A 22,601-nucleotide genomic window follows, 5' to 3' on the forward strand; every position below is an offset into this window, starting at 1 on the left:
TAAATTATTAGCAAATAGAAAGGAGCGAGTAGTAATGAATTCTAGCAAGACTATCCATGTAGTTTCTTCAACAGATGATAATTATGTTCCCCATCTAGGAGTAATGTTTGTCTCACTTCTAGAAAACACACAAAAAAACAGAAAGGTGCAGCTGTATGTCCTTAATGGCGGCATAACGGAGAAGAACAAACAATGGCTGCAAAACACTGTGGCCCCGTACCAAACTTCCATACAATTCCTGGACGTCGATCCAAAACAATATGAAAATGCAGTCGAAAGCAGACATATCACAAAAGCCTCCTATTATCGTATTTCCATTCCTGATTTAATTTCAGAACCAGATATTGAAAAGGTGCTTTATATTGACAGCGACACTGTTGTGCTTGAAGATGTCTCTTCCATTTATGATCAGGATATTTCTCCAAACATAGCTGCGGCTGTAATAGATTGTGGACTTCATGACAGATTAGCAACACTCGGTGTCAGTGAGGAAGCCAATTATTTCAATGCTGGTATCATGCTTATCGACTTAAAAAACTGGCGTGAGAACCAAATTACAGAGAAAGCCTTTGAGTATATTAAGAATGCAACAGATGAGCAGCTAGAATACCATGACCAAGATATTCTTAATACATTGCTTTGCAATAAGTGGCTGGAGCTTCATCCAAAATGGAATGCTCAGGCGTATTTATTGTTAAAACAGAGGAGATTAGAGTTTATAGATGAAATTAAAAAGCAAGAAGCCTTTAGCAAACCTGCCATCGTTCATTTCTGCGGAGAGGAAAAACCGTGGCTTAAAGGCTATGTTCATCCATATAAAAAGACATACTATCATTTCTTAGCTAAAACAGCGTCTGGATTAGAGCAAGGGACAAGCGCTAAGAATTTTTAAAGGGAAAAAGCTGATAAATTCAGCTTTTTTTATATAGAAGAGGCCGAAACTTAAGTTTCGGCCTCTTTTAATGTCTTTTATTTAGTTAGGCATTCGTGATCTAGAGCGAGTACTTCCTTTAGATTGCTTCTTTTTATCCATCATCTTTTTTACGATAGGATAGATGACAGGAGCCCATTTAATGACTGTACGTATCATTTTTTTCATATCTATCACTCCTTTTTCTTATCTATTCCCTGCAATAAGTGTATATAAACAAGCCAAAATGAGGCAGAGTCCTGTATTTTGGCTATAATAAATATTGTATTTGCAGAAGAAAGAGCATATAGTTTTTATTAAATGAGATGCAACAATTTAAGACGGAAATACGTCTAAATAGAAAGTATAGAGAAATAAGCAAAGGAAAGGGTAAAATGATGGAGAAAATCAAATCCCTGCTGGAGATGTTCTGGCGGTTTTGGAAAAGAAGACATTTAACACAAATTCTTCTTTTAGCATTGTTATTATTTGTTCTAGTTTCTATATTATATTTTATGTATTTAGCAAGTCAGGCAAATGTAAGTACGTTGAAGGCTGGGCTTAGCCAAGCTACTGTTATTTATGATAAAGACGGCGACGAGGCAACGGAGATAAAGACAGAACGGACAGAAGGCATTGAGCTTAAGGATGTGCCGGACTATGTACCGGGTGCAGTCGTTTCTATTGAAGATGAGCGGTTCTACAGCCATAATGGCTTTGATTTGAAAGGGATAACGCGAGCGTTTTTTAAAAACCTGCTTGCTGGAAGTATAACAGGCGGGGGCAGCACGATCACCCAGCAGCTGACAAAAAATGCACTGTTATCTTCTGAACAAACATACAAACGAAAAGCAGAGGAATTGTTTTTGGCTGTGGAAATAGAGAAGCACTACAGCAAGGATGAAATTCTGCAGATGTATTTAAATCATGTTTATTTTGGCAGCGGTGCTTGGGGTATTGATCAAGCAGCCAAAAAATATTACAACAAGAATATCAAGGATGTTTCCATAAGCGAAGCAGCATTGCTTGCAGGGCTTTTACAGGCTCCATCTTCTCTTGATCCGTACAAAAATTATGATGGTGCCATTAAGCGAAGAAATGTAGTGTTAGGGAAAATGAAAGAAGAAAATGTCATTACAGAAGATGAATATAAGGATGCTGTCGCTGAAAAAATTGTTCTAGAGGACGGCGGAGGTTCGTTCATTGACAGAGATTATCCTTATTTTGTTGATTCCGTTATAAGTGAAGCAATTTCCGAGTATGGTCTTACTCAAGAGGAAATTCTGACTAGAGGGTATAAAATTTATACAGAAATGGACCAGAATCTCCAATCAACACTTGAAAAAACATTTGCAAACGATGCTCTTTTCCCATCGAGCAGTGATGGAACAAGCGCACAGGGTGGGGCTGTGCTGCTCGACCCCGAGACAGGCGGTATAAGAGGTCTTGTTGGAGGCAGAGGCAAACAAGTCTTCAGAGGATTAAACAGAGCTACACAAATTAAGGTGCAGCCTGGTTCGACAATGAAGCCGCTGGCAGTTTACACCCCCGCATTGGAACAGGGCTATAAGACAACCTCCATTTTGAAGGATGAGCCGTTTAAAAAGGGTAACTATGAGCCGCAAAACTTCTCGAAAACATATCAAGGAGAAGTGCCGATGTATGAGGCGTTAGAGAAGTCCTTAAATGTTCCTGCTGTTTGGCTTTTAGATAAAATTGGCATTGATAAAGGGCTGGATGCATTAAATAGATTCGGCATTCCATATGATGAGAAAGAAGATAAATATTTAGGTATTGCGCTTGGAGGAATGTATGAGGGAGTGTCGCCGCTGCAGATGGCAGAAGCGTACTCAACATTTCCGAATGATGGCGTTCGGATGGAAGGACATTTAATCACTAAAATCGTCGGACCGACAGGCAATGTGATTGCAGAGTATAAGTCGAAGTCGACTAAAGTAACATCAAAATCCGTCGCAGAGGATATGACCTCGATGCTGCTGGATGTTATAGATTCAGGAACAGGCCAAGGAGCAAAGGTTACAGGCTTTGAGATTGCTGGGAAAACAGGCTCGACTCAATTAGACAATGCTAATCTGTCTGGCACAAAGGATCAATGGTTTGTAGGCTATACACCAAATCTAGTTGGAGCGATGTGGCTTGGGTATGATAAAACAGATGAGCAGCATTATTTAAAGAGTAAAAGCTCTGGAGATGTTGTGCCGATTTTTAAAACGATTATGGATCAAGCAGTACAGTATGTAGAACCAGAAAATTTCTCTGTAATATCTGTAAGTGACCAGCTTGCTGGCAAGACTGAGCGAACACAGAAAGTAGAGGAAACAAAAGAAGCAATCAAGGAAAAAGCGAAAGAGATACAGACTACCATTGAAGAGAATTCTTCCAAATGGGGCCAAGTATTGGATGAAATGAAAGAGGATGCAGGCATCATCAGTGATAAGCTCAAGAATAAATGGAATGAAATAATGGGTCAATAAAATAAAGGAGGCTGGAACACAATGTTCCAGCCTCCTTTATATGATTTGTGCCAATTTTTAAAGGAAAAAAAGAGTATATATAATAGAAGCGTTTAGTTTGGCTAAAAATGGTTCAATATCCTTTTAAAAAAGTATATGTGACAAGTTTATGGACATAGATTTTCATAGCCACATCTGCTATAATTACTGAGTTGGTATCTTCTTGGAAAATGTTTGCTAGATTTAGGGGTAAATCAATTATGACAATTGGTAAATTTATCCTTACGATTTTTGTCACATTTACAGGCTTCGAGATATGATATCATCATACAGGTAGTAATAATAGATATTTTACCTATTTAAAATGAATGTTCTTTGTCTAAATCTTGAACATTCTGTGAATATTTTAACATTTAAAGTTAAATTGGAAGGAGATGCACTAAATTGAAGTCAAAAAAAGGCTTGTTATTATCACTTCTAGCGATTTTGCCAATTTTTGTACTGAGCGGCTGTGAAAGCATGGTTGTTTTTGATCCTAAGGGCCCTGTTGCTAAGAGCTTAATGGATTTGATCAACTGGTCGCTTATTTTTATGACAATTATCGTACTAGTTGTTTTTGGTTTGTTCGCGTACATTGTTTGGAAATACCGCGCTAAACCGGAAAACGAAGGCTATGAGCCGCCAGAGGAGCACGGAAGCACAGTGCTTGAAATTGTCTGGACAGTTATTCCTTTCTTAATTATCATTGCTTTGACTATCCCAACTGTTAAAACTATTTATGCAGTAGAGGATATTCCGAAGAATTATGAAGATCAAGAACCAGTTGTGATTAATGTAACATCTGCAGATTGGAAATGGATTTTCAGCTATCCGGAAGAAGGAATTGAAACTGTTAACTATGTAAAAATTCCTGCTGGTGTTCCGATTGAGTTCAAATTGACTTCTGCTGGAACAATGCAATCTTTCTGGGTTCCACAGCTTGCTGGGCAAAAGTACACAATGTATGGAGCTGAAACTGAGTTGTACTTAGTTGCAGATCATACAGGAGAATACTTAGGACAAAATACAAACTTCAACGGTAAAGGATATGCAGAGATGCAATTCAACGTAGAAGCTGAAACACAAGACGATTACGATGCTTGGGTTGATGAAGTTAAAGATACTGCACCTAAGTTGACAGAAGATAAATATAAAGAATTGTTGAAGCCGACTCATCTAGGGCGCATGACATTCTCTAATACTCATTTAGAGTGGATTGACCATGGAAAAGGCGGAACTTCTAACTACTACTTGAACCCTGAATTGTACAAAGTTCATGGTTATCAAGGTAAAATCTTCGATCATGAAGATGCAGACAGCGAAGAGAAAACTGATGGGGGTGAGCATTGATGGACATTAAATGGAATGAAATCCTTGTACAAGGAGATCCGTTGATCCTCGGTTCCCAAATCGGTATCGCATTGACGATGATTGGTGCTGTTGTTCTAATCACGTACTTGAAAAAATGGCGTTACCTTTGGGATGAGTGGATCACAACTGTCGATCATAAACGTATTGGTATAATGTACATCATTGTTGCGGTATTGATGTTCTTCCGCGGCGGTATTGATGGATTAATGATGAAAACACAAACAGCGGCACCAGACATGAAGTTCCTGGATGCACAGCACTATGATGAAGTATTTACAACACATGGTGTTATCATGATCTTGTTCATGGCGATGCCTGCTTTAATTGGTCTTATGAACGTTGTTATTCCGTTGCAAATCGGAGCGCGTGACGTTGCATTCCCGCAGCTGAACGCATTAAGCTTCTGGCTGACTTTCGCTGGAGCAATGCTTTTCAATATTTCTTTCGTAGTCGGTGGTTCACCAGATGCTGGTTGGACATCGTACTTCCCGCTTGCAGGTAAGGAGTTCACACCTGGGGTAGGTAACAACTATTACGCAATTGCCTTGCAGATTGCCGGGGCAGGTACATTGATGACAGGTATTAACTTTGTTGTCACAATCCTGAAAATGCGTACTAAAGGCATGACATTAATGAAAATGCCTATGTTTACATGGACTGCGTTATTGACAAACGTCCTAATCATTTTTGCATTCCCAATCCTTACAGTTGCATTAGCATTGATGACATTTGACCGTATGTTCGGTACACATTTCTTCACTGTTTCTGGCGGAGGAAATGCAATGCTTTGGAACAACTTATTCTGGCTATGGGGACATCCAGAAGTATATATTGTTGTCCTGCCGGCTTTCGGTATGTTCTCAGAAATTATTTCTACGTTCTCAAGAAAAACATTATATGGTTATAAATCTATGATTATTTCCATTGTTGGTATTGCGATTTTGAGTTTCGTTGTTTGGGTTCACCATTTCTACACAATGGGATCTGGACCTGTCGTTAACTCCGTATTCTCTATTACAACAATGCTGATTGCGGTTCCGACCGGGGTTAAGATTTTCAACTGGTTGTTTACCATGAGAAAAGGTCGTATCCAATTTACGACTGCAATGCTATGGTCACTTGCATTTATTCCAACCTTCACTATCGGTGGGGTAACAGGGGTTATGCTTGCAATGGCTGCAGCTGACTATCAATACCATAATACGTTATTCCTAGTGGCTCACTTCCATTATGTGTTGATTCCTGGGGTAGTATACGCAGTATTTGCTGGATTCTATTACTGGTGGCCAAAGATGTTCGGTCATGCATTGAACGAACGTCTTGGAAAATGGCATTTCTGGTTATTTAATATCGGTTTCAACGTAACATTCATGCCAATGTTCTTCCTTGGCCTTAAAGGTGCAGTTAGACGTTCTTACACGTTCTCTGCAGAATCAGGATTTGCACCGTTATTCGCAGTTTCAGCAGTAGGATCATTGATTCTAGCAGCTGGTTTCGCAGTATTAGTGTACAACATCTACTGGAGTGCACGTTATGCAAAACGCAATATCTCTACAGATCCATGGGATGCAAGAACATTAGAATGGCATACAGCTTCACCTGTACAGTTCTATAACTTTGCTCAACTGCCTGAAGTTAAAACATTAGATGCTTTCTGGCACATGAAGAAAAAAGATAAAGATGCGTTAGTTCTAAAAGAAGACGAGTTAGAAGAAATTCATATGCCAAGCAATTCAGGGCTTCCATTCATTATGTGTGTAATCTTTGGAGCTGCCGGATTCTTCATGGTATTTGAGTGGATTCCTCTAGCAGCAATTGCAGCTGCCTTTATATTCGTAGGCTTGCTTGTACGTTCCTTCGATTACGATGAAGGTTACCACGTAAAAGTCGACGAAGTTAAGAAAATTGAGCGTGCATGGAGGGGTGAAAAATAATGGCTAAAGTAGATACTTCTTTACCGTTGGAGTACCAAACGGAACAGAACCGTCTGAACATTTTCGGTTTCTGGATTTTCTTGGGTGCTGAAATAGTCTTATTTGCATCATTGTTCGCCGCACATGGCTCTCTATACAATGCATTCGCAGATGGACCTACTCCTAAAGATTTATTTATACTAAAAGACGTTATGATTGAAACATTGCTGCTGTTAACAAGTAGTTTCACATGCGGTATTGCTATCTGGTATATGCGCCGCAACAACTTGAAAGGCTTGTTAACATGGCTTGTTATTACATTGTTACTTGGTGCTGGTTTCGTATTCTTCGAGGTGACTGAGTTCATCCATTATGTTCATGAAGGTGCGAAAATGCAGACAAGCGCATATTTCTCAAGCTTCTTTGTACTGTTAGGAACACACGGACTTCACGTTTCTATCGGTATCGGCTGGGCAATTGCAGTTATTATTCAATTAGTTAAACGTGGATTGACACCTACGACTGCGCGTAAAACGTTTATTATCAGCTTATATTGGCACTTTTTAGACGTTGTGTGGATCTTTATCTTCACATTCGTTTATCTAGCAAGGATGGTGTAATAGATGGCGAAACATAATAGCAGTTTTCCGACAGGTCACGTAGCAGGATTTATCGTATCTATATTGCTGACTTTTGCAACAGTAGGTGCTGTAAGATATACAGATCTGCCTTTCGTGACAATCATGTGGATTATTGGTTCTTTAGCAGTTATCCAAGCACTTCTTCAGCTTTTCATGTTCATGCATTTAACTGAAGGTGAAGGCAAAATGCAAATGATTAATATCATTTATGCATTCTTCTGTGCGATTGTTGTTGCAGCAGGAACTATTTGGGTAATGACATCAGGACATGTTCATTACTAATTGATAAAAACCTCCGAGAAATCGGAGGTTTTTTTGTTGTTTTAAGCCTAGTACGAACGAACTAATTGAGAATAAAATGACTGGAAAATGGAAACTTGTTCAAGAAAAACCATTGACGATAATCAAAAAAATGATAAAATCAGTTTAAGAGCGTAAATGATAATGAAAATCATTTGAGAATTTTTTTTAGATAGAATTACTTTTTAAGGAGGCGAGTTGAGAGAGGTTTTTGACTCAATCTACCATCTATGAAGATAAGATATTTAGCCATCATGTTAATAGTGTTGTCAATCGCCTCCTTGTTTATAGGAGTTATTGATATTAATCCTTTGAGCATCTTTAAGCTGACAGAGGATCAAAAAGAAATATTATTAATCAGCAGGTTCCCCCGATTAATAAGCATTATTATTGCAGGTGTAAGCCTTAGCGTTTGCGGACTAATTATGCAGCAAATTACCAGAAATAAATTTGTGTCTCCAACAACAGCAGGCACGATGGACTGGGCAAGATTTGGCATTCTTATTGCGCTCATGATGTTCACAACTGCAACTCCGATTGTTAAAATGCTTGTTGCCTTCGTTTTTGCATTGCTTGGTACATTCCTGTTTATGCAAATACTGAATCGAATCAAATTTAAGGATGCCATTTTCATCCCGCTTGTCGGCTTGATGCTTGGAAACATCATCAGCTCCATTACAACATTCTTTTCTATGAAGAATGATCTTGTACAAAACATGTCATCATGGCTCCAAGGTGATTTTTCACTGATCATGGAAGGAAGATATGAGCTCCTGTACATAAGCATTCCTGTCGTCATTATCGCATACCTATATGCGAACAAATTCACAATCGCAGGCATGGGTGAAGAGTTCTCCACGAACTTAGGTCTTAACCATAAAAGGGTGGTAAATATTGGGTTGATTATTGTTGCCCTTGTTTCTTCAGTTGTACTGCTCACGGTCGGTATGATTCCATTTTTAGGGCTTATCATTCCTAATATAGTCTCTCTCTACAGAGGAGATAACTTGAAGAACAGCTTAACGCACACAGCATTACTTGGTGCAAACTTTGTGCTGATATGCGATATCCTTGGACGGATAATCATTTATCCTTATGAAATCTCGATAGGTGTAATGGTTGGCGTTATCGGGAGTGCCATATTCCTTTATTTATTGATAAGGAGAAGAACGTATGAATCAGCCTAAGAGAAAACTTTTACTTCTAGCGATAATAGCCGTTCTGCTTATTGCAGTATTCATGCTGATAAAGGTGAGCAGTGTGAATTGGGAATATGTTATACCAAGAAGAGCAATCAAAATATTAGCAATATGCCTGACAGGCGGATGTATCGCATTTTCATCCATGGTTTTCCAGACCATCACTAATAACCGAATCCTAACACCGAGTATTCTTGGTCTAGATTCTTTGTATTTATTTATCCAAACGTTTGTAGTTTTCTTTTTCGGTTCACAGAGCTTAACGATGTTGAACAGTAATGTTAACTTTCTGTTATCAGTCGGGCTGATGATTCTTTTCTCAGTTGCCCTTTACTACTTGTTCTTCCGAAAAGGAAGTCAGAATATCCTGCTGCTTCTCCTGATTGGGATTATTCTTGGCAGCTTCTTCTCAAGTCTGTCATCTTTTATGCAGATGCTGATAGATCCTAATGAGTTTTTGATTGTTCAAGACAAAATGTTTGCTAGCTTTAATAGTGTAAATACGGATATTTTGACAATATGTATTGTGATAATTGCAGTGATTGCTATTTACGTGTCACACTACAGCAAGTTTTTCGATGTAATGTCACTTGGAAAAGAGCAGGCAATCAATCTGGGAATTGATTATGATCGTGTTGTAAGAAATATGCTCGTTGTAGTTGCAATTCTGGTCAGTGTATCAACTGCTCTTGTCGGACCAATCACCTTCCTTGGATTGCTCGTCGTGAATCTTGCAAGAGAATTCCTTAGAACGTATAAACACAGCCAACTCATTGCAGGTTCCATCTTGTTAAGCATCATAGCCCTTGTTGGCGGTTTGCTCATAGTGGAAAGAGTGTTTACATTCTCGACAACAATCAGTGTTATCATCAACTTTGTCGGCGGAATTTATTTCATCTATTTATTGTTAAAGGAGAGAAGAGCATGGTAGAGGTCAAGAATGTCAGTAAACAATACAATGGAAAAAGCGTCCTTGAAAATGTGTCTCTTTCCATCGAAAAAGGAAAGATTACTTCCTTTATCGGCCCGAACGGTGCCGGGAAAAGCACATTGTTATCCATCATCAGCAGGCTGATTAAAGCTGACAACGGTGAAGTCCTGATTGATGGGCAAGATGTCTCCACTACAAAAAGCAATATTCTGGCAAAAAAGATTTCCATCCTCAAGCAGAGCAATCATATTAATATACGATTGACTGTTAAGGAACTAGTAAGTTTCGGAAGGTTTCCTTATTCACAAGGAAGACTGACGAAAGAGGATGAAACAGCCGTGGCAGAAGCAATTTCGTATATGGAGCTTGATGAAATTCAGCATAAATATTTGGATCAATTGAGCGGCGGTCAGAAACAGCGAGCATATATTGCGATGGTTATTGCACAGGATACAGAATACATCTTGCTCGATGAGCCGCTGAACAATCTGGATATGAAGCATTCTGTGCAAATCATGAAGGTTCTTAGAAGGCTTGTAAATGAGCTGGGAAAAACAGTTGTCATTGTAATTCATGATATTAATTTTGCCTCTGTTTATTCTGACAATATAGTGGCATTAAAGAATGGCAAACTAGTTAATAATGGTCCAGCAGACAGTATTATCAATCAAGCTGTTCTAAAGGATATCTATGAAATGGATATGCAGATTGAGGAGATTAACGATCATAAAATCTGTGTCTATTTCGCTTAAAATCATAAATTAATGACTGTAAAGCTAAGCGGAACTAATGGTAGATGTTCGATAAAAAGAAAGGAGGCAGTGTTTCTATGGAATACTTAAAAATAAGTCTCTTCGCCAGAAGAACCATAATAACACTACCATTAGCATTAGTACTTTTCTGTGTGACATTCTAGGAAAATGCACTAGGAAAATACTAATATCTCAATCATAGGATATTCTGTTTATCATTGCAATCAATTTAATTTAAATAATCTAAATATAATAATAGGGGTGTCTTAATTGAAGAAAAAACTATCTATATTATTCATAGCATTAGTTATGGCAGTATTAGCAGCTTGCGGCAATACTTCTACAAGCAGCAGTTCATCTGATAATGAAAAAGCAGCAGAACCAATTACAGTAAAACATGATTTAGGCGAAACAAAAGTTGATCCAAATCCAAAAAAAGTGGTTGTATTTGATATGGGTATCTTAGACACATTAGACAAACTTGGTGTAGAAGTAGCAGGTGTTCCACAAGACAGCCTTCCAGAGTATCTTTCAAAGTACAGTGACAGCAAATATACAAATGTCGGTGGACTTAAAGAGCCAGACTTAGAGGCAATAAGCGAATTGGCTCCAGATGTTATCTTTATTTCAGGCAGACAATCAGCAGCATATGAAGACTTAAGCGAAATTGCGCCAACTGTTTATGTGGGTGTTGATACGACTAAATATATGGAATCATTTAAGAGCAATATGGAACTAGTTGGACAAATCTTCGGTAAAGAAGATGCAGTAAAAGAAGAATTAGCAAATATTGATGAAACAATTTCAGCATTAAACGATAAAGCGAAGGCAGTAGAAGGTAAATCATTAGTAGTATTAGTAAATGACGGCAGTGTGAGTGCGTATGGATCTGGATCAAGATTCGGAATCATTCATGACGTATTTGGATTGGCTCAAGCAGATGAAAAAATTGAGGCTTCAACACATGGACAAAGCATTTCCTTTGAGTATATCGCAGAAAAGAACCCAGAATATCTATTTGTTGTAGATAGAGGCGCTGTTGTCGGCGGAGAATCCTCTGCAGAAAAAGTATTGGATAACGAGCTAGTTAACGGTACTGATGCAGCTAAAGACGGTCATATCATCTACTTAAATCCTAACTATTGGTACCTTTCTGGCGGTGGTTTGATTTCTACAGAAGAAATGGCGAAAGAAATCGATGCTGGTATTTCAAAATAATAATTTCTAAGATAGGAACCCGGTTTGCTTATAAGCAGAACGGGTTCTTTCATTTACAATTTATGAAAATGCTGCTATAGAGTTGCTTTTTCATAATTTTCGATAGAAAATATAAAAGAGAAAATATGTTTAAGATGGGCAAGGAGGATTTTCATGAGTATTCGATTTGGAATTATAGGAACAAACTGGATTACAGAATCATTTATTCAAGCAGCAAGTATGGTGGAGGAGTTCACTTTAGCTGCTGTGTATTCACGTTCAAAAGAAAAAGGTGAAGCATTTGCGCAAAAGTATAATGCAGAACATATATTCACAAGTCTGACTGAGATGGCAGAAAGTGATCAAGTCGATGCCGTATATATTGCAAGCCCCAACTCATTGCATGCGGAGCAGTCCATCCTTTTTTTAAAGAATAAAAAGCATGTTTTAACAGAAAAAGCATTCGCTTCGAATGTTAAGGAAGCGGAAATAATGATATCGGTTGCAAAAGAAAACAATGTGCTGCTCATGGAAGCTTTAAAGACAACCATGCTGCCTAATTTCAAGGTAATTCAAGAAAATATACATAAAATAGGGAAAGTTAGACGTGCTTTCGCAAGCTATTGTCAGTATTCTTCCCGCTATGACGCATACAAAGAAGGGAATATTCTTAATGCTTTCAAGCCGGAATTCTCTAATGGAGCATTAATGGATATCGGCGTGTACTGCATTTACCCAATGGTAGCCTTATTTGGAAAGCCTCAGTCTGTCAAAGCATCAAGCTATCTGCTTGAGAGCGGTGTCGATGGAGAAGGAAGCATCATTATGACCTATAAGGATATGGATATTGTGCTAATGTACTCTAAGATCACAAACTCCCTTATCCCATCAGAAATCCAAGGTGAGGATGGCAATATCTTAATAGATCAAATGAATACACCGCAAAAGATAGAGATAGCGTTCCGCAACGGGGAAAGAGAAGATGTTTCTGTTCAGCAAAAGGAAGAAGCTATGTATTACGAAGCGAAGGAGTTTATTGATACTATCCTTGCAGGGAAGACAGAATCGTCCATAAATTCCCTTGATTTATCCTTAGCTGTAATGGAAGTAATGGAAGAAGTAAGAAAACAAACAGGAATTGTGTTTCCTGCAGATAAAAAGTAAATCCTTGTTTAGACACTTAAAATAGCCTGGTGCTATTTTAAGAGAAAATATTGAAAGCGTTCTTACTGATTATGAAACGGGGGAGAAAATGCATGAAATTATTCGGTGCAGTGGAGGCTGGCGGAACAAAATTTGTATGTGCGGCGGGAACGGAGACAGGAGAAATTAAGGAACGTATCTCAATACCTACTACTACTCCAGAAGAAACGATGCCAGAGGTAATTGCTTTTTTTAAAAAACATAAAGTGGAAGCAATCGGCATCGGCTCTTTCGGACCAATTGATGTAGATAATAATAGTCCGACATATGGCAACATCACGACAACTCCTAAGCTTGCTTGGAGAGATTACCCATTACTAAATGCGCTTAAGAAGGAATTTTCCATTCCAATGGGCTTCAATACGGATGTAAACATTGCAGCCTTAGGAGAAGCAGTTCTTGGAGCAGCTAAGGGACTTGACAGCTGTCTCTATATAACTGTAGGAACCGGAATAGGTGCAGGAGCAATAGTTCAAGGAGAGCTACTCCAAGGTTTAACACATCCTGAAATGGGTCACATCCTAGTGAGGAGACATCCTGAAGATAACTATAAGGGAAGATGTCCTTATCATGGAGATTGCCTTGAAGGATTAGCTGCAGGACCTGCTATTGAAGAAAGATGGGGCAAAAAAGCAATAGAATTAAGCGATAATGACAAGGTCTGGGAAATAGAAGGATATTATATTGCTCAAGCACTTATGCAATATATATTAATACTGTCACCGAAAAAAATCATCCTCGGTGGCGGGGTTATGAACCAGGAGCATGTTTTGTCACATATTAACCGCAATCTCAAGGAGCTTTTGAATGGCTATATCGAATTTCCCCAAGTCTCCTCAGATATAGACAATTATATTGTGAGACCGGGCCTTGGCGACAATGCAGGTATAACAGGCGGAATACTGCTGGCAAGCCGTGTATGGAAAGAAAGCATAAATAAATAATGAACAGGAAAAGCCTCCAGGGAAAACCCTTTTCCCTGAGGCTTTTTATTATTTTATCTCAAGCTGGACGAGAACAGGGCCGCCTGCAGGTGTAAATGTCTTCGTTATTTCAAAACCCCATTTTTGGTAAAGCCGGACTGCTGGCGTATTCTTCGCAGCAGTGCATACATGAACTGGTTTCCCCCGTTTTTCCAACAGGCTGCTTAGAAGTCTTGAAGCTACGCCTTGCTGAAAATAGGCAGGGTGAACAATGAGTCTGCTGATGAGAAGGATATTCTCTGTTTCCTCGTAAGAAAGAACACCAACCAATTCTTTATTAACCTTCCAGCCGATAAACACTTCACAGCTGTTCTGAATATGAAAGAGGCTCTCCTTTAATGGAGGCAGATCATCATATTCAATAAGATCAGCCTCCACTTGATAGGAAAGCTTTTGTAATTTATGAATAGCTCCTGCAGCTAATTCATCTGCTTGATTTAAATGGATAAGCATAAACATCAGCTCCTTTGTTGTTTCCTTTTATTATAAAGCTTAAGCATAATTTTGAAATTATGAACAAATTATTGCTAACCCATTAACATTCATTTAAACCTGTTCAAGAACTGTTGCATAGAGGAAGGAAAGCAGGTTTAATAAATAAAAAAGCAAGAGGCGGAGGGCAGCAAATATGAAAGTTTTAGTTGTAGAAGATAATATTGGTGTTTGCTCTATGTTAGAGATGTTTTTTGGGAAAGAAGGATTCAATGGAGTATTTCTTCATGATGGATTAGAAGGATATAAACATTTTATAAATAATGAATATGATATGGTTATTTTGGATTGGATGCTGCCGGGAATGGACGGAATAACAGTTTGTCGGAAAATTAGAGAAGTGGACCAAAATGTGCCGATTATAATGTTAACAGCAAAGGATACAGAATCTGATCAAGTTCTTGGTCTTGAGATGGGCGCTGACGATTATGTCACTAAGCCGTTCAGTCCGTTGGCGCTGACTGCGAGAATGAAAGCAATAATCAGAAGACAGGTAAAGGATAAAAATAGTTTGGAAGAAGCGTTAGAAACGAGTATCATTAAGATTAATAAGGAAACACGGGAAGTATATATTTCAGACAAGCTTATTCCTAATCTTACTCCTAAAGAGTTTGACCTTCTATCGTTTTTTGCACAGCATCCAAAACAAGTGTTTTCAAGGGATCAAATCCTTGAACAAGTGTGGGGCTTTCAATTTTACGGAGATGATCGTACAGTAGATGTTCATATTAAAAGGCTGAGACGGAAAATCGGCCGTGATAATCAGCCATTCTTTCACACTGTGTGGGGAGTAGGCTATAAATACGATGAAACGGTGGTAATGAATGAGAATTAAGTATTTATACCAGCAGCTGATCAGCCATATCAGTGTCATAGTAGTTGCGTTTTTAGTTGTAAGCATTGCCTCCACTCATTTTGTAGAGAAGGTCGTGCTCACCATTAAAGGACAGGAGCTTTATGATTATGGCATCAACATCCTGACAGATATTCAAGGAAACCAAATGCAGACCTCCGCTCAGGAAACACTGCTGAATTACGCAGATGTGCTCAAAAGCAGGGGCGTAACATTCGGGATTTTTGATACACAGCAAAATGTCATTGCATCTGTCGGCAAAAGAATTAATATAACGGATGAAGAATGGAATGCCATTAAAGACGGAGAGAACAATAAAGTAATTAAAAGCAGTACACGACGGGGCAATCAAGAAGTTACCCTTGTTGCTATTCCTTATAGTGTGAACGGAGAGGTGGAAGGTGGAATATTGCTGACCGCTCCTTTAAGTGATTCGAAGCAGCTTATAAATGAAATAAATAAATATCTTGTGTATTCTGTGTTTTTTGCATTTGGAGTAGCATTGCTGTTAAGTATATTGTTGTCGAGAATTCACGTGAGAAGGATTAAAAAGCTGCAGGAAGCAACAAGTCTTGTTGCTGTTGGAGACTACAGTGTCAGAGTTCACTCCTCGAACTTTGATGAGATTGGCGAATTAGCGAGTGACTTTAATTCCATGGTTGATCGTCTGCGTATTTCAAAGGAAGAGATAGATGCCTTAGAAAATCGACGAAGACAGTTCATGTCAGATGTATCTCATGAATTGAAAACACCGCTAACAACCATCAGCGGTGTTATCGAAGGACTCAATAATAATATGATACCTGAAGCAGAAAAAGGAAAAGGGATTACTCTTGTGAGTCAGGAAACGAAAAGGCTTATTAGGCTTGTGAATGAGAATTTGGATTATGATAAAATTCGCTCCAACCAGATAGTGCTGATGAAGGAAACAATTCAGCTTGGAGAAGTTCTGGAGATTATTCAAGAACAGCTTTATACACAGGCAGTCGAGAAAAATTTGGCAATCAATGTCGATGTGGCGGATGATATTTATATTTATGCCGATTATGACAGACTGATTCAAATTATTATGAATATCACGAAGAATAGTATTCAGTTTACAGATGCCGGCGAAATTTGGTTAAGAGGCAGAACGGATGAAAGTTATACAATAATAGAAATCAAAGATACAGGTATTGGAATGGACCCAGCAGAAATTGAAAATATTTGGAAGAGGTTTTATAAGGCTGATATTTCAAGAACGAATAATCCATACGGAGAGTTTGGGTTAGGGTTATCGATTGTAAAACAGCTTGTACAGTTCCATAATGGGAAAATTGAAGTAAGCAGCCAAAAAGGAGCAGGAACGAGATTTACGATTTATTTTCCAATATTTAAATAGGAGAGATGCTTCTGATTATGCTGGGTAGTAAGGTTTATGCTTAGCGTAATCAGAGCTTTTTTACTATCTGCAGCAACAGTAGGTGGAAATTCTCTATTTCGTCCTTAATTTTTCTAGGTCTATTAAAACTTTGTTAATAATTTATTCATATATAAGTTTTATTATATAAACATGAAATCAAAACAATAATTAATTTCTTCTTATAGATGATGCATAGTTGGTAATTATTATAGGAGGTATAAAACGATGAATGAGTTTGAAAAAAACAAAGAGAATATGAACGGAGAACAGGACTTTGAAAGCAAAAATGAGAGTGTGAACGAAGAACAAAATGTTGAAATGCAAAAAGAGCTCACAAACAATGCTGAGTTTACGGCAAGAAAGGAAGAAGACAAAGCGAATGATGAAGCAGTTGATTTAAACAAGCTGGAAGAAAATCCAATAGTAAAATCAGAGAATCAGGAGGATGACAGCCAAAATACAGGTATGTCCGACTTCGATAAGGCAGATGCGATAGCTCGTGAATATGAAAAAATGGCAAGTGACGCCGAGGAGGAAAGACTTGCAGCCCAAAAGCAGATTCACGTTCAGCAAACAATGGCAGCAGCTGCAACAGCTGAAGAGCCTTCTGGCAAAAGAAGCAAGGAGCGGCCGTCAGCAGGCAGTCCTAAATGGAAAGGGTTCTTTTCCTTGCTGGCAGCCGGTGTTGTCGGGTCTGCATTGACATTTGTTGCTGTTCCACATACGAATTTGCTTGATGGGCAGTATGAAAAGCTGGAACAACAGGTAGAGGAATTAAGTAGTAAAGTTGGCAATAGCAGCTCTAGCTCTAATAATATAACAGCACAGACTACATCAGCCCAAACTTCTGACAGTTCAACGTCCATTGCAGATATGGTTGAGTCCTCTTCTAAGGCAATTGTTGGAATTGTGAATGTTCAGCAACAAACAACGAGCCAATTTTCCCAAAGTACGTCCACTGACGTCGAATCAGGGTCAGGCTCTGGAATCATCTTTAAAAAGGATGATAAATATGCGTACATTGCTACAAACAATCACGTGATAGAAGGTGCGAATTCATTAGAGATCTCACTGTATAACGGTGATAAGACAGAAGGGAAATTAATCGGTGCAGATGCCCTTACTGACTTGGCTGTTGTCAGAATTGATGCGAAGTATGCTACGGATGTAATTAATTTTGGGGATTCCACTACACTGCGCCCAGGTGATCAAGTTTGGGCAATCGGTAACCCACTTGGCCTTGATTTATCGAGAACAGTTACACAAGGTATTGTAAGTGCGGTGGACAGAAGTATTACTGTTAACACATCTGCTGGTGACTGGGAGTTTAACGTAATTCAGACAGATGCGGCGATAAACCCAGGGAACAGCGGAGGTGCCTTGATTAACTCTGCAGGCGAGGTTGTCGGCATCAACAGCTTGAAAATCTCAGAGGATGGAGTAGAGGGGCTTGGCTTTGCAATACCAAGTAATGATTTGCTTCCAATCGTCAATGAAATCATTGAAAATGGCGAGGTAGAGCGTCCATATATCGGTGTCGGACTGGCAAGCTTAGAAGAAGTTCCGCAGATGTACTTGCAGGACCTTCCTGACTCTGTAACAAAAGGAGTTATGGTAACAAATATTGATTCTAACTCTGCGGCAGCTAAAGCAGGTCTTGAAGTACAAGATGTAATTGTCTCCATAAACGGAACTGAACTAGAAGGGTCTTCTGACTTGAGAAAATATCTATATACGAAAGTGGATATCGGCGATAAAGTAAAAATGGTCGTATATCATGATGGCAGTAAGAAGACAGTAGAGCTGACTTTAACGAGCAACAGCAGCAGCACTAATTAAGAGGCTTGTTTCATACTAAAAATCCCATCTGGTAAAATTACTAAAAATCAGATGGGATTTCTATTTTTGTTAATATTTTTTTAATATTTTTATGGTATGATGTATTTTATGTGGCAGTGGAATTGTCATATCTATTATGATAGTTTTAGTTTATTAAAATATAGTTTAGAGAGGACACAGGATGAAAAACAAAAAGATCATTTTACCCATTTTAGCAGTAGTACTAATAGCGTTGATCGTTGTTGCTGTTATTCTAGTTCAGAAGAATAACACAGTAGCATCTATCGATGGAGAAAAAATCACGCAAGATGACTTAAACGAGGCGTTGAATAAGCAATACGGGACATCTATCCTTGAGACTTTAATTGCTAATAAAGTAGTTGATTTAGAAGCGGAAAAAGAAAAAGTTAAGGTAACGGATAAAGAACAAGAGGACGAGCTTAACGAGCTTATTGAATCTTCAGGCGGCGAAGATGCTTTCAATGCTGCATTAGAAGCGAACGGTGCATCTAAAGCAGATATCGAAGAAGAGCTGTTGCGCTATTTGAAAATCAAAAAATTGCTTGAGCCAAGAATCGAAGTTACGGATGATGAAATCCAGGCTTACTTTGATGAAAACAAAGCAAGCTTTGACACTCCTGAGCAAGTAGAAGCAAGTCATATTCTAGTTGCTGACGAAAAAACAGCAAAAGAAGTGAAGCAAAAGCTTGATGACGGTGAAGATTTCGCTGATCTTGCAAAAGAATACTCAACTGATACAGCAACAAAAGAAAACGGCGGTGAGCTAGGATACTTCTCATCTGGCCAAATGGTTGAAGAGTTTGAAAAAGCTGCTTTCGCTATGGATGTAGATGAAATCAGTGATCCAGTTGAAACAACAAACGGCTGGCACATCATTAAAGTAACAGGCCATAAAGATGCAGTAGAAGCTAAATTGGACGATCATAAAGATGAAATTAAAGATACAGTGTTCGAGAGCAAAATGAACACAGAATACAGCACATGGTTGGAAGAAGTAAAAGCTGACTACGACATCAAGAACAACTTGGATACTGCTAGCACAACAAGTGCAAGCTAATGAAAAAAGCGACTTTCCTGTAAAAGGGAAAGTCGCTTTTTTATGCTTAAAGAGGATTGATATCCATATCTGGAAGCTGAAATGGATTAGTGCTGTTAATATGGTCCGGAAACAATATACCGTTTAAATGATCGATTTCATGCTGAAATACAATTGCTTCATAGTCTTTCAGTTTAATTTTTACTTCTTTCCCGTTAATATCATAAGCCTTCACTGTAATTCTTTTAAAACGGGGCACATAGCCAATGACAGGTCTGTCAATAGAGAGACATCCTTCGCTGTCAGGCAGGTATATCATGCTTGCAGAGTGGCTGATGATTTTTGGATTGATTAGCATATGCTCAAAGTTATTGCCATTTTCACCTTTAATAAAGGCCGCAAACATCCTTTTGTTAAGCCCGATTTGATTTGCGGAGATGCCGACACCGGGACGAAGCTTATACTTTTTAGCAAGGCTAGGATCCTGGCTGTTTTTTAAGTATTGCAGCATGCACAGAAGCTCTTGCTTATCCTCCTCGGTTGGCGGCAGTGAAAGTTCAGGCATTTTCTCTCTGAGGATATCATCACCTTCTCTTACGATATCCTGCATCGTTATTACATATGATTGATTGTACTTGCTCATGTATTTAATCAACTCCATTATTGTCCTTTTATAGTCGAAAAACCATATAAGTAAAATAGCAAAAGAATGGATGGAAGTCTAATTCTAACTTACGGGATCATCATAAAAATAATGTCTGTTTTCTTCAAGTTAATTTACAATAAAAATTTACATAAATTATGAAACGAAGGAAAAGATAGGAGGGAAGGAAAATAAAGGAGGAAGCAATGTGAAAAAAATACTGGTAGTTGGATTGTTAACACTTAGTTTTATGATGCCTAGCTTTTTACATACAGCAAAAGCAGCTCCGGAGAACCCGCCGATAAACCATCAGGCGCCTGAGGAGGACCAAGCCTTCATTAAGAAGATGGCTGAGAGCTTAGGAATAAAAACAGACGGGAAAGACGGAGAAACGCTAAAAAAGGAAATTCATGAGGTTTTAATTAAAAAAGAGGCAAGTAAGCTTGGTATTAAAACAGACGGAAAAGACATGAAGCAAATTGCTGCAGAGGTTCATGAAAAAAGACTGCAGGATGAAGCTAAAAAGCTGGGAATCAGCACAGAGGGCAAAGATCCACGCACGTTGATGAAAGAGTTATACGAAGCAAAGATTAAGCAAAAGGCGAAGGAATTAAATATTAAGACAGAAGGTAAAACACTTGAGCAGCTCAGTAAAGAAGTCAGAGAACAATTAATACTGTCAGAGGCAAAAAAATTGAACATTAAAACAGAGGGTAAGGATTTAAGAGCTCTTGCAAATGAAGTCAGAGAAGTCCAGATTACAAATGCCGCTAAGGAGCTTGGCATTGAAACGAAGGATAAAACACCGAAAGAACTGTTGAAGGAAATGATGATTAGTTACCCAGAAGAAGTGAAAAAGCTTAAGCTGCTGCCATTTCATGAAGGACCTATGATGGGGCATCACCATCGAGGCAAAGAAGCACGAGAGAATTAAATAACGATATTCTACAATACAGAGCTATAGACGCTGCTTTAAAGAGCAGCGTCTTCTCTATGGTTTATAGTGGAAAATTGTATTTTTATGCAAAATTAAAACAAATGATAAATGTACTATAAACCGGCAGAGAATAAGCAGTTTTTTAATAAAGGGAGTATTTGGAAGGAGAAACAGTGAGTGATTTGCGTAGTTTAATGCTATTTATTGACTAAATATTAAGACTATTATACCTGTGTTCTATATATTGAAATGATATGAAATACCTATTAACAAATCAGATTATCAACCCTAATATCTATTTTTGTAAAAAATATGCATAAATGAATGTTATTTTCGTTAATGATTAGTATTCTTATTTTACAGGGGTCTGTCTTTCATTCATTTTTGGTTAGAGAAATGAACAGAAGTCAGCTTAGATAAATTATCGAATAAGGGAGAAGCATTAGGAGGAATACATTTTGAAACAATATTCCAAACTACGAATTACCGAAAAAGATCAGAATATATACAACGCTTTGTGTGATTTGTATAAGGAAAAGAACGAGGAAGCTGGAATAGGTCCTACCGAGATTGGGATAAGAGTTGGCAGGGATTCGTATGATGCTTCTGCTTACTGTAATGCTTCACTTAAAAAGCTTATACATTTCGGGAAAATAGAAAAAGTGGAGAATGGAAAGTATAGACCGTTAATGGAGGAAGAATAAGTTTCTATTCAATGTGGGAGGATTTTGCGAAAGCAAAGTCCTCCATTTTTTTATATGTTGGATGTTTTTTTAAAATAGGATTGCAGTCCATTCAAATTATTGTATAATGAACGGAGTAAAATTAAACTTAAAGTTTAGTTTCAGTAAACTTTTATGACTTTGAGTTTACTATTTCTAAACAAAAAAGTAGGTTAAAAATATGGAAATAGGTAAAAAGATAAAGAACTTGCGTTTGAAAAAGGGTCTGACCCAGGAAGAGCTTGGGGAAAGGACAGATTTAAGCAAAGGTTATATATCACAGCTCGAACGAGATTTAAGCTCTCCTTCTATTGAAACATTCTTTGATATTTTGGAAGTGCTAGGCTGTTCTCCAAAAGAATTTTTTGATGATGAAGAGAGGAAGCAGAAGGTTGTTTATACAGAAGAGGATGTAACAGACTTTTTTGATGAAGAAAAAGGCTATCATATTCAATGGCTAGTACCGGAATCCAATGAAAAGGAAATGGAGCCAATAAAGCTTAGCTTTAGTAAAAAAGGTGAATTTAAAAAGTTTGAGCCTTCCCTGTCTGAAACATATGCCTTCGTTTTGGAAGGGGAAGTGCTGTTAAAGCTCGGAAAACAAGAATACAGAGCAAGACAAGGGGAGTCCATCTATTTCCATGCGACAGAGGAGCACCAGTTCTTTAACATCGCTGATGGTAAGTCCTCACTGCTGCTTGTAGCAACTGATTCTTACTTATAAATTTAGGAGAAAAGGAGAA

22 protein-coding genes are annotated in these 22,601 nt (G+C 38.2%); 19 read left to right on the plus strand and 3 right to left on the minus strand.

Features of this window, described 5'->3' with window-relative positions; translation table 11 throughout:
- Positions 1 to 34 precede the first annotated feature (34 nt).
- Positions 35 to 892, plus strand: coding sequence for a glycosyltransferase family 8 protein (locus LXM54_RS19335; RefSeq protein ID WP_233316880.1), 858 nt, complete (start codon positions 35 to 37; stop codon positions 890 to 892).
- 81 nt (positions 893 to 973) lie between these two features.
- Here LXM54_RS19335 and LXM54_RS19340 read toward each other — a convergent pair whose 3' ends face one another.
- A complete protein-coding gene (locus tag LXM54_RS19340; RefSeq protein ID WP_233316881.1) occupies positions 974 to 1,099 on the minus strand; it encodes a hypothetical protein in 126 nt (41 codons plus the stop codon).
- A gap of 209 nt (positions 1,100 to 1,308) precedes the next feature.
- Here LXM54_RS19340 and LXM54_RS19345 point away from each other — a divergent pair, with 209 nt between their 5' ends.
- The 11 genes from LXM54_RS19345 (at position 1,309) to LXM54_RS19395 (ending at position 13,874) form a co-directional block, all read left to right on the plus strand.
- Complete coding sequence (locus LXM54_RS19345; protein WP_233316938.1) at positions 1,309 to 3,405, plus strand: transglycosylase domain-containing protein; 2,097 nt, start codon at positions 1,309 to 1,311, stop codon at positions 3,403 to 3,405.
- Between the two features lie 423 nt (positions 3,406 to 3,828).
- A complete protein-coding gene (gene qoxA / locus LXM54_RS19350) occupies positions 3,829 to 4,773 on the plus strand; it encodes a cytochrome aa3 quinol oxidase subunit II (RefSeq protein WP_233316882.1) in 945 nt (314 codons plus the stop codon).
- Positions 4,773 to 6,728 (plus strand): cytochrome aa3 quinol oxidase subunit I, encoded by a 1,956-nt coding sequence (qoxB, locus tag LXM54_RS19355; RefSeq protein ID WP_233316883.1) that lies wholly within the window; start codon positions 4,773 to 4,775, stop codon positions 6,726 to 6,728. Before qoxA ends, qoxB begins: the two co-directional genes overlap by 1 nt.
- Positions 6,728 to 7,327, plus strand: coding sequence for a cytochrome aa3 quinol oxidase subunit III (qoxC, locus tag LXM54_RS19360; RefSeq protein WP_245399827.1), 600 nt, complete (start codon positions 6,728 to 6,730; stop codon positions 7,325 to 7,327). Before qoxB ends, qoxC begins: the two co-directional genes overlap by 1 nt.
- 3 nt (positions 7,328 to 7,330) lie before the next feature.
- Positions 7,331 to 7,630 carry a cytochrome aa3 quinol oxidase subunit IV gene (gene qoxD / locus LXM54_RS19365; RefSeq protein WP_233316884.1) on the plus strand — a complete coding sequence of 100 codons (300 nt, stop codon included), beginning with the start codon at positions 7,331 to 7,333 and terminating at the stop codon, positions 7,628 to 7,630.
- A gap of 248 nt (positions 7,631 to 7,878) precedes the next feature.
- A complete protein-coding gene (locus LXM54_RS19370; RefSeq protein ID WP_233316885.1) occupies positions 7,879 to 8,835 on the plus strand; it encodes an ABC transporter permease in 957 nt (318 codons plus the stop codon).
- The gene (locus LXM54_RS19375) at positions 8,822 to 9,778 is read left to right on the plus strand and encodes an iron chelate uptake ABC transporter family permease subunit (protein WP_233316886.1); all 957 of its coding nucleotides are present in this window, start codon (positions 8,822 to 8,824) and stop codon (positions 9,776 to 9,778) included. The genes LXM54_RS19370 and LXM54_RS19375 overlap by 14 nt, the downstream gene beginning before the upstream one ends.
- Positions 9,772 to 10,530 (plus strand): iron ABC transporter ATP-binding protein, encoded by a 759-nt coding sequence (locus LXM54_RS19380; RefSeq protein ID WP_233316887.1) that lies wholly within the window; start codon positions 9,772 to 9,774, stop codon positions 10,528 to 10,530. The genes LXM54_RS19375 and LXM54_RS19380 overlap by 7 nt, the downstream gene beginning before the upstream one ends.
- Positions 10,531 to 10,800: 270 nt before the next feature.
- Positions 10,801 to 11,748, plus strand: a complete 948-nt coding sequence (locus LXM54_RS19385; protein WP_282581412.1) for a siderophore ABC transporter substrate-binding protein — start codon at positions 10,801 to 10,803, stop codon at positions 11,746 to 11,748.
- 153 nt (positions 11,749 to 11,901) lie between these two features.
- The gene (locus tag LXM54_RS19390) at positions 11,902 to 12,891 is read left to right on the plus strand and encodes a Gfo/Idh/MocA family protein (RefSeq protein WP_233316888.1); all 990 of its coding nucleotides are present in this window, start codon (positions 11,902 to 11,904) and stop codon (positions 12,889 to 12,891) included.
- 92 nt (positions 12,892 to 12,983) lie between these two features.
- Entirely contained in the window at positions 12,984 to 13,874 is an 891-nt protein-coding gene (locus LXM54_RS19395) for an ROK family protein (RefSeq protein ID WP_233316889.1), read from the plus strand.
- Between the two features lie 48 nt (positions 13,875 to 13,922).
- Here LXM54_RS19395 and LXM54_RS19400 read toward each other — a convergent pair whose 3' ends face one another.
- Positions 13,923 to 14,366, minus strand: coding sequence for a GNAT family N-acetyltransferase (locus LXM54_RS19400; RefSeq protein ID WP_233316890.1), 444 nt, complete (start codon positions 14,364 to 14,366; stop codon positions 13,923 to 13,925).
- Between the two features lie 175 nt (positions 14,367 to 14,541).
- On the opposite strand from LXM54_RS19400, the gene LXM54_RS19405 reads away from it, so the two are divergent.
- The 4 genes from LXM54_RS19405 to LXM54_RS19420 all read left to right on the plus strand — a co-directional run bounded on the left by LXM54_RS19405 (position 14,542) and on the right by LXM54_RS19420 (position 19,577).
- On the plus strand, positions 14,542 to 15,240 hold the full coding sequence (locus LXM54_RS19405) for a response regulator transcription factor (protein WP_233316891.1): 699 nt from the start codon (positions 14,542 to 14,544) through the stop codon (positions 15,238 to 15,240).
- Entirely contained in the window at positions 15,230 to 16,639 is a 1,410-nt protein-coding gene (locus LXM54_RS19410; RefSeq protein ID WP_233316892.1) for a sensor histidine kinase, read from the plus strand. Before LXM54_RS19405 ends, LXM54_RS19410 begins: the two co-directional genes overlap by 11 nt.
- 246 nt (positions 16,640 to 16,885) lie before the next feature.
- Positions 16,886 to 18,499, plus strand: a complete 1,614-nt coding sequence (locus LXM54_RS19415) for a trypsin-like peptidase domain-containing protein (protein WP_325169587.1) — start codon at positions 16,886 to 16,888, stop codon at positions 18,497 to 18,499.
- Between the two features lie 181 nt (positions 18,500 to 18,680).
- Positions 18,681 to 19,577, plus strand: coding sequence for a peptidylprolyl isomerase (locus LXM54_RS19420; RefSeq protein ID WP_233316893.1), 897 nt, complete (start codon positions 18,681 to 18,683; stop codon positions 19,575 to 19,577).
- 46 nt (positions 19,578 to 19,623) lie between these two features.
- Here LXM54_RS19420 and def read toward each other — a convergent pair whose 3' ends face one another.
- Positions 19,624 to 20,199, minus strand: coding sequence for a peptide deformylase (def, locus tag LXM54_RS19425; RefSeq protein ID WP_233316894.1), 576 nt, complete (start codon positions 20,197 to 20,199; stop codon positions 19,624 to 19,626).
- A gap of 208 nt (positions 20,200 to 20,407) precedes the next feature.
- Here def and LXM54_RS19430 point away from each other — a divergent pair, with 208 nt between their 5' ends.
- The 3 genes from LXM54_RS19430 (at position 20,408) to LXM54_RS19440 (ending at position 22,582) form a co-directional block, all read left to right on the plus strand.
- Entirely contained in the window at positions 20,408 to 21,133 is a 726-nt protein-coding gene (locus LXM54_RS19430) for a hypothetical protein (protein ID WP_233316895.1), read from the plus strand.
- A gap of 461 nt (positions 21,134 to 21,594) precedes the next feature.
- Positions 21,595 to 21,840 carry a hypothetical protein gene (locus LXM54_RS19435; protein ID WP_233316896.1) on the plus strand — a complete coding sequence of 82 codons (246 nt, stop codon included), beginning with the start codon at positions 21,595 to 21,597 and terminating at the stop codon, positions 21,838 to 21,840.
- A 199-nt stretch (positions 21,841 to 22,039) separates the two neighbouring features.
- Positions 22,040 to 22,582, plus strand: a complete 543-nt coding sequence (locus tag LXM54_RS19440) for a helix-turn-helix domain-containing protein (RefSeq protein WP_233316897.1) — start codon at positions 22,040 to 22,042, stop codon at positions 22,580 to 22,582.
- Positions 22,583 to 22,601: the final 19 nt, after the last annotated feature.

Origin of the sequence: Bacillus sp. Au-Bac7 (genome assembly GCF_021341655.1) — a bacterium.
Lineage (GTDB): Bacteria > Bacillota > Bacilli > Bacillales > Cytobacillaceae > Niallia.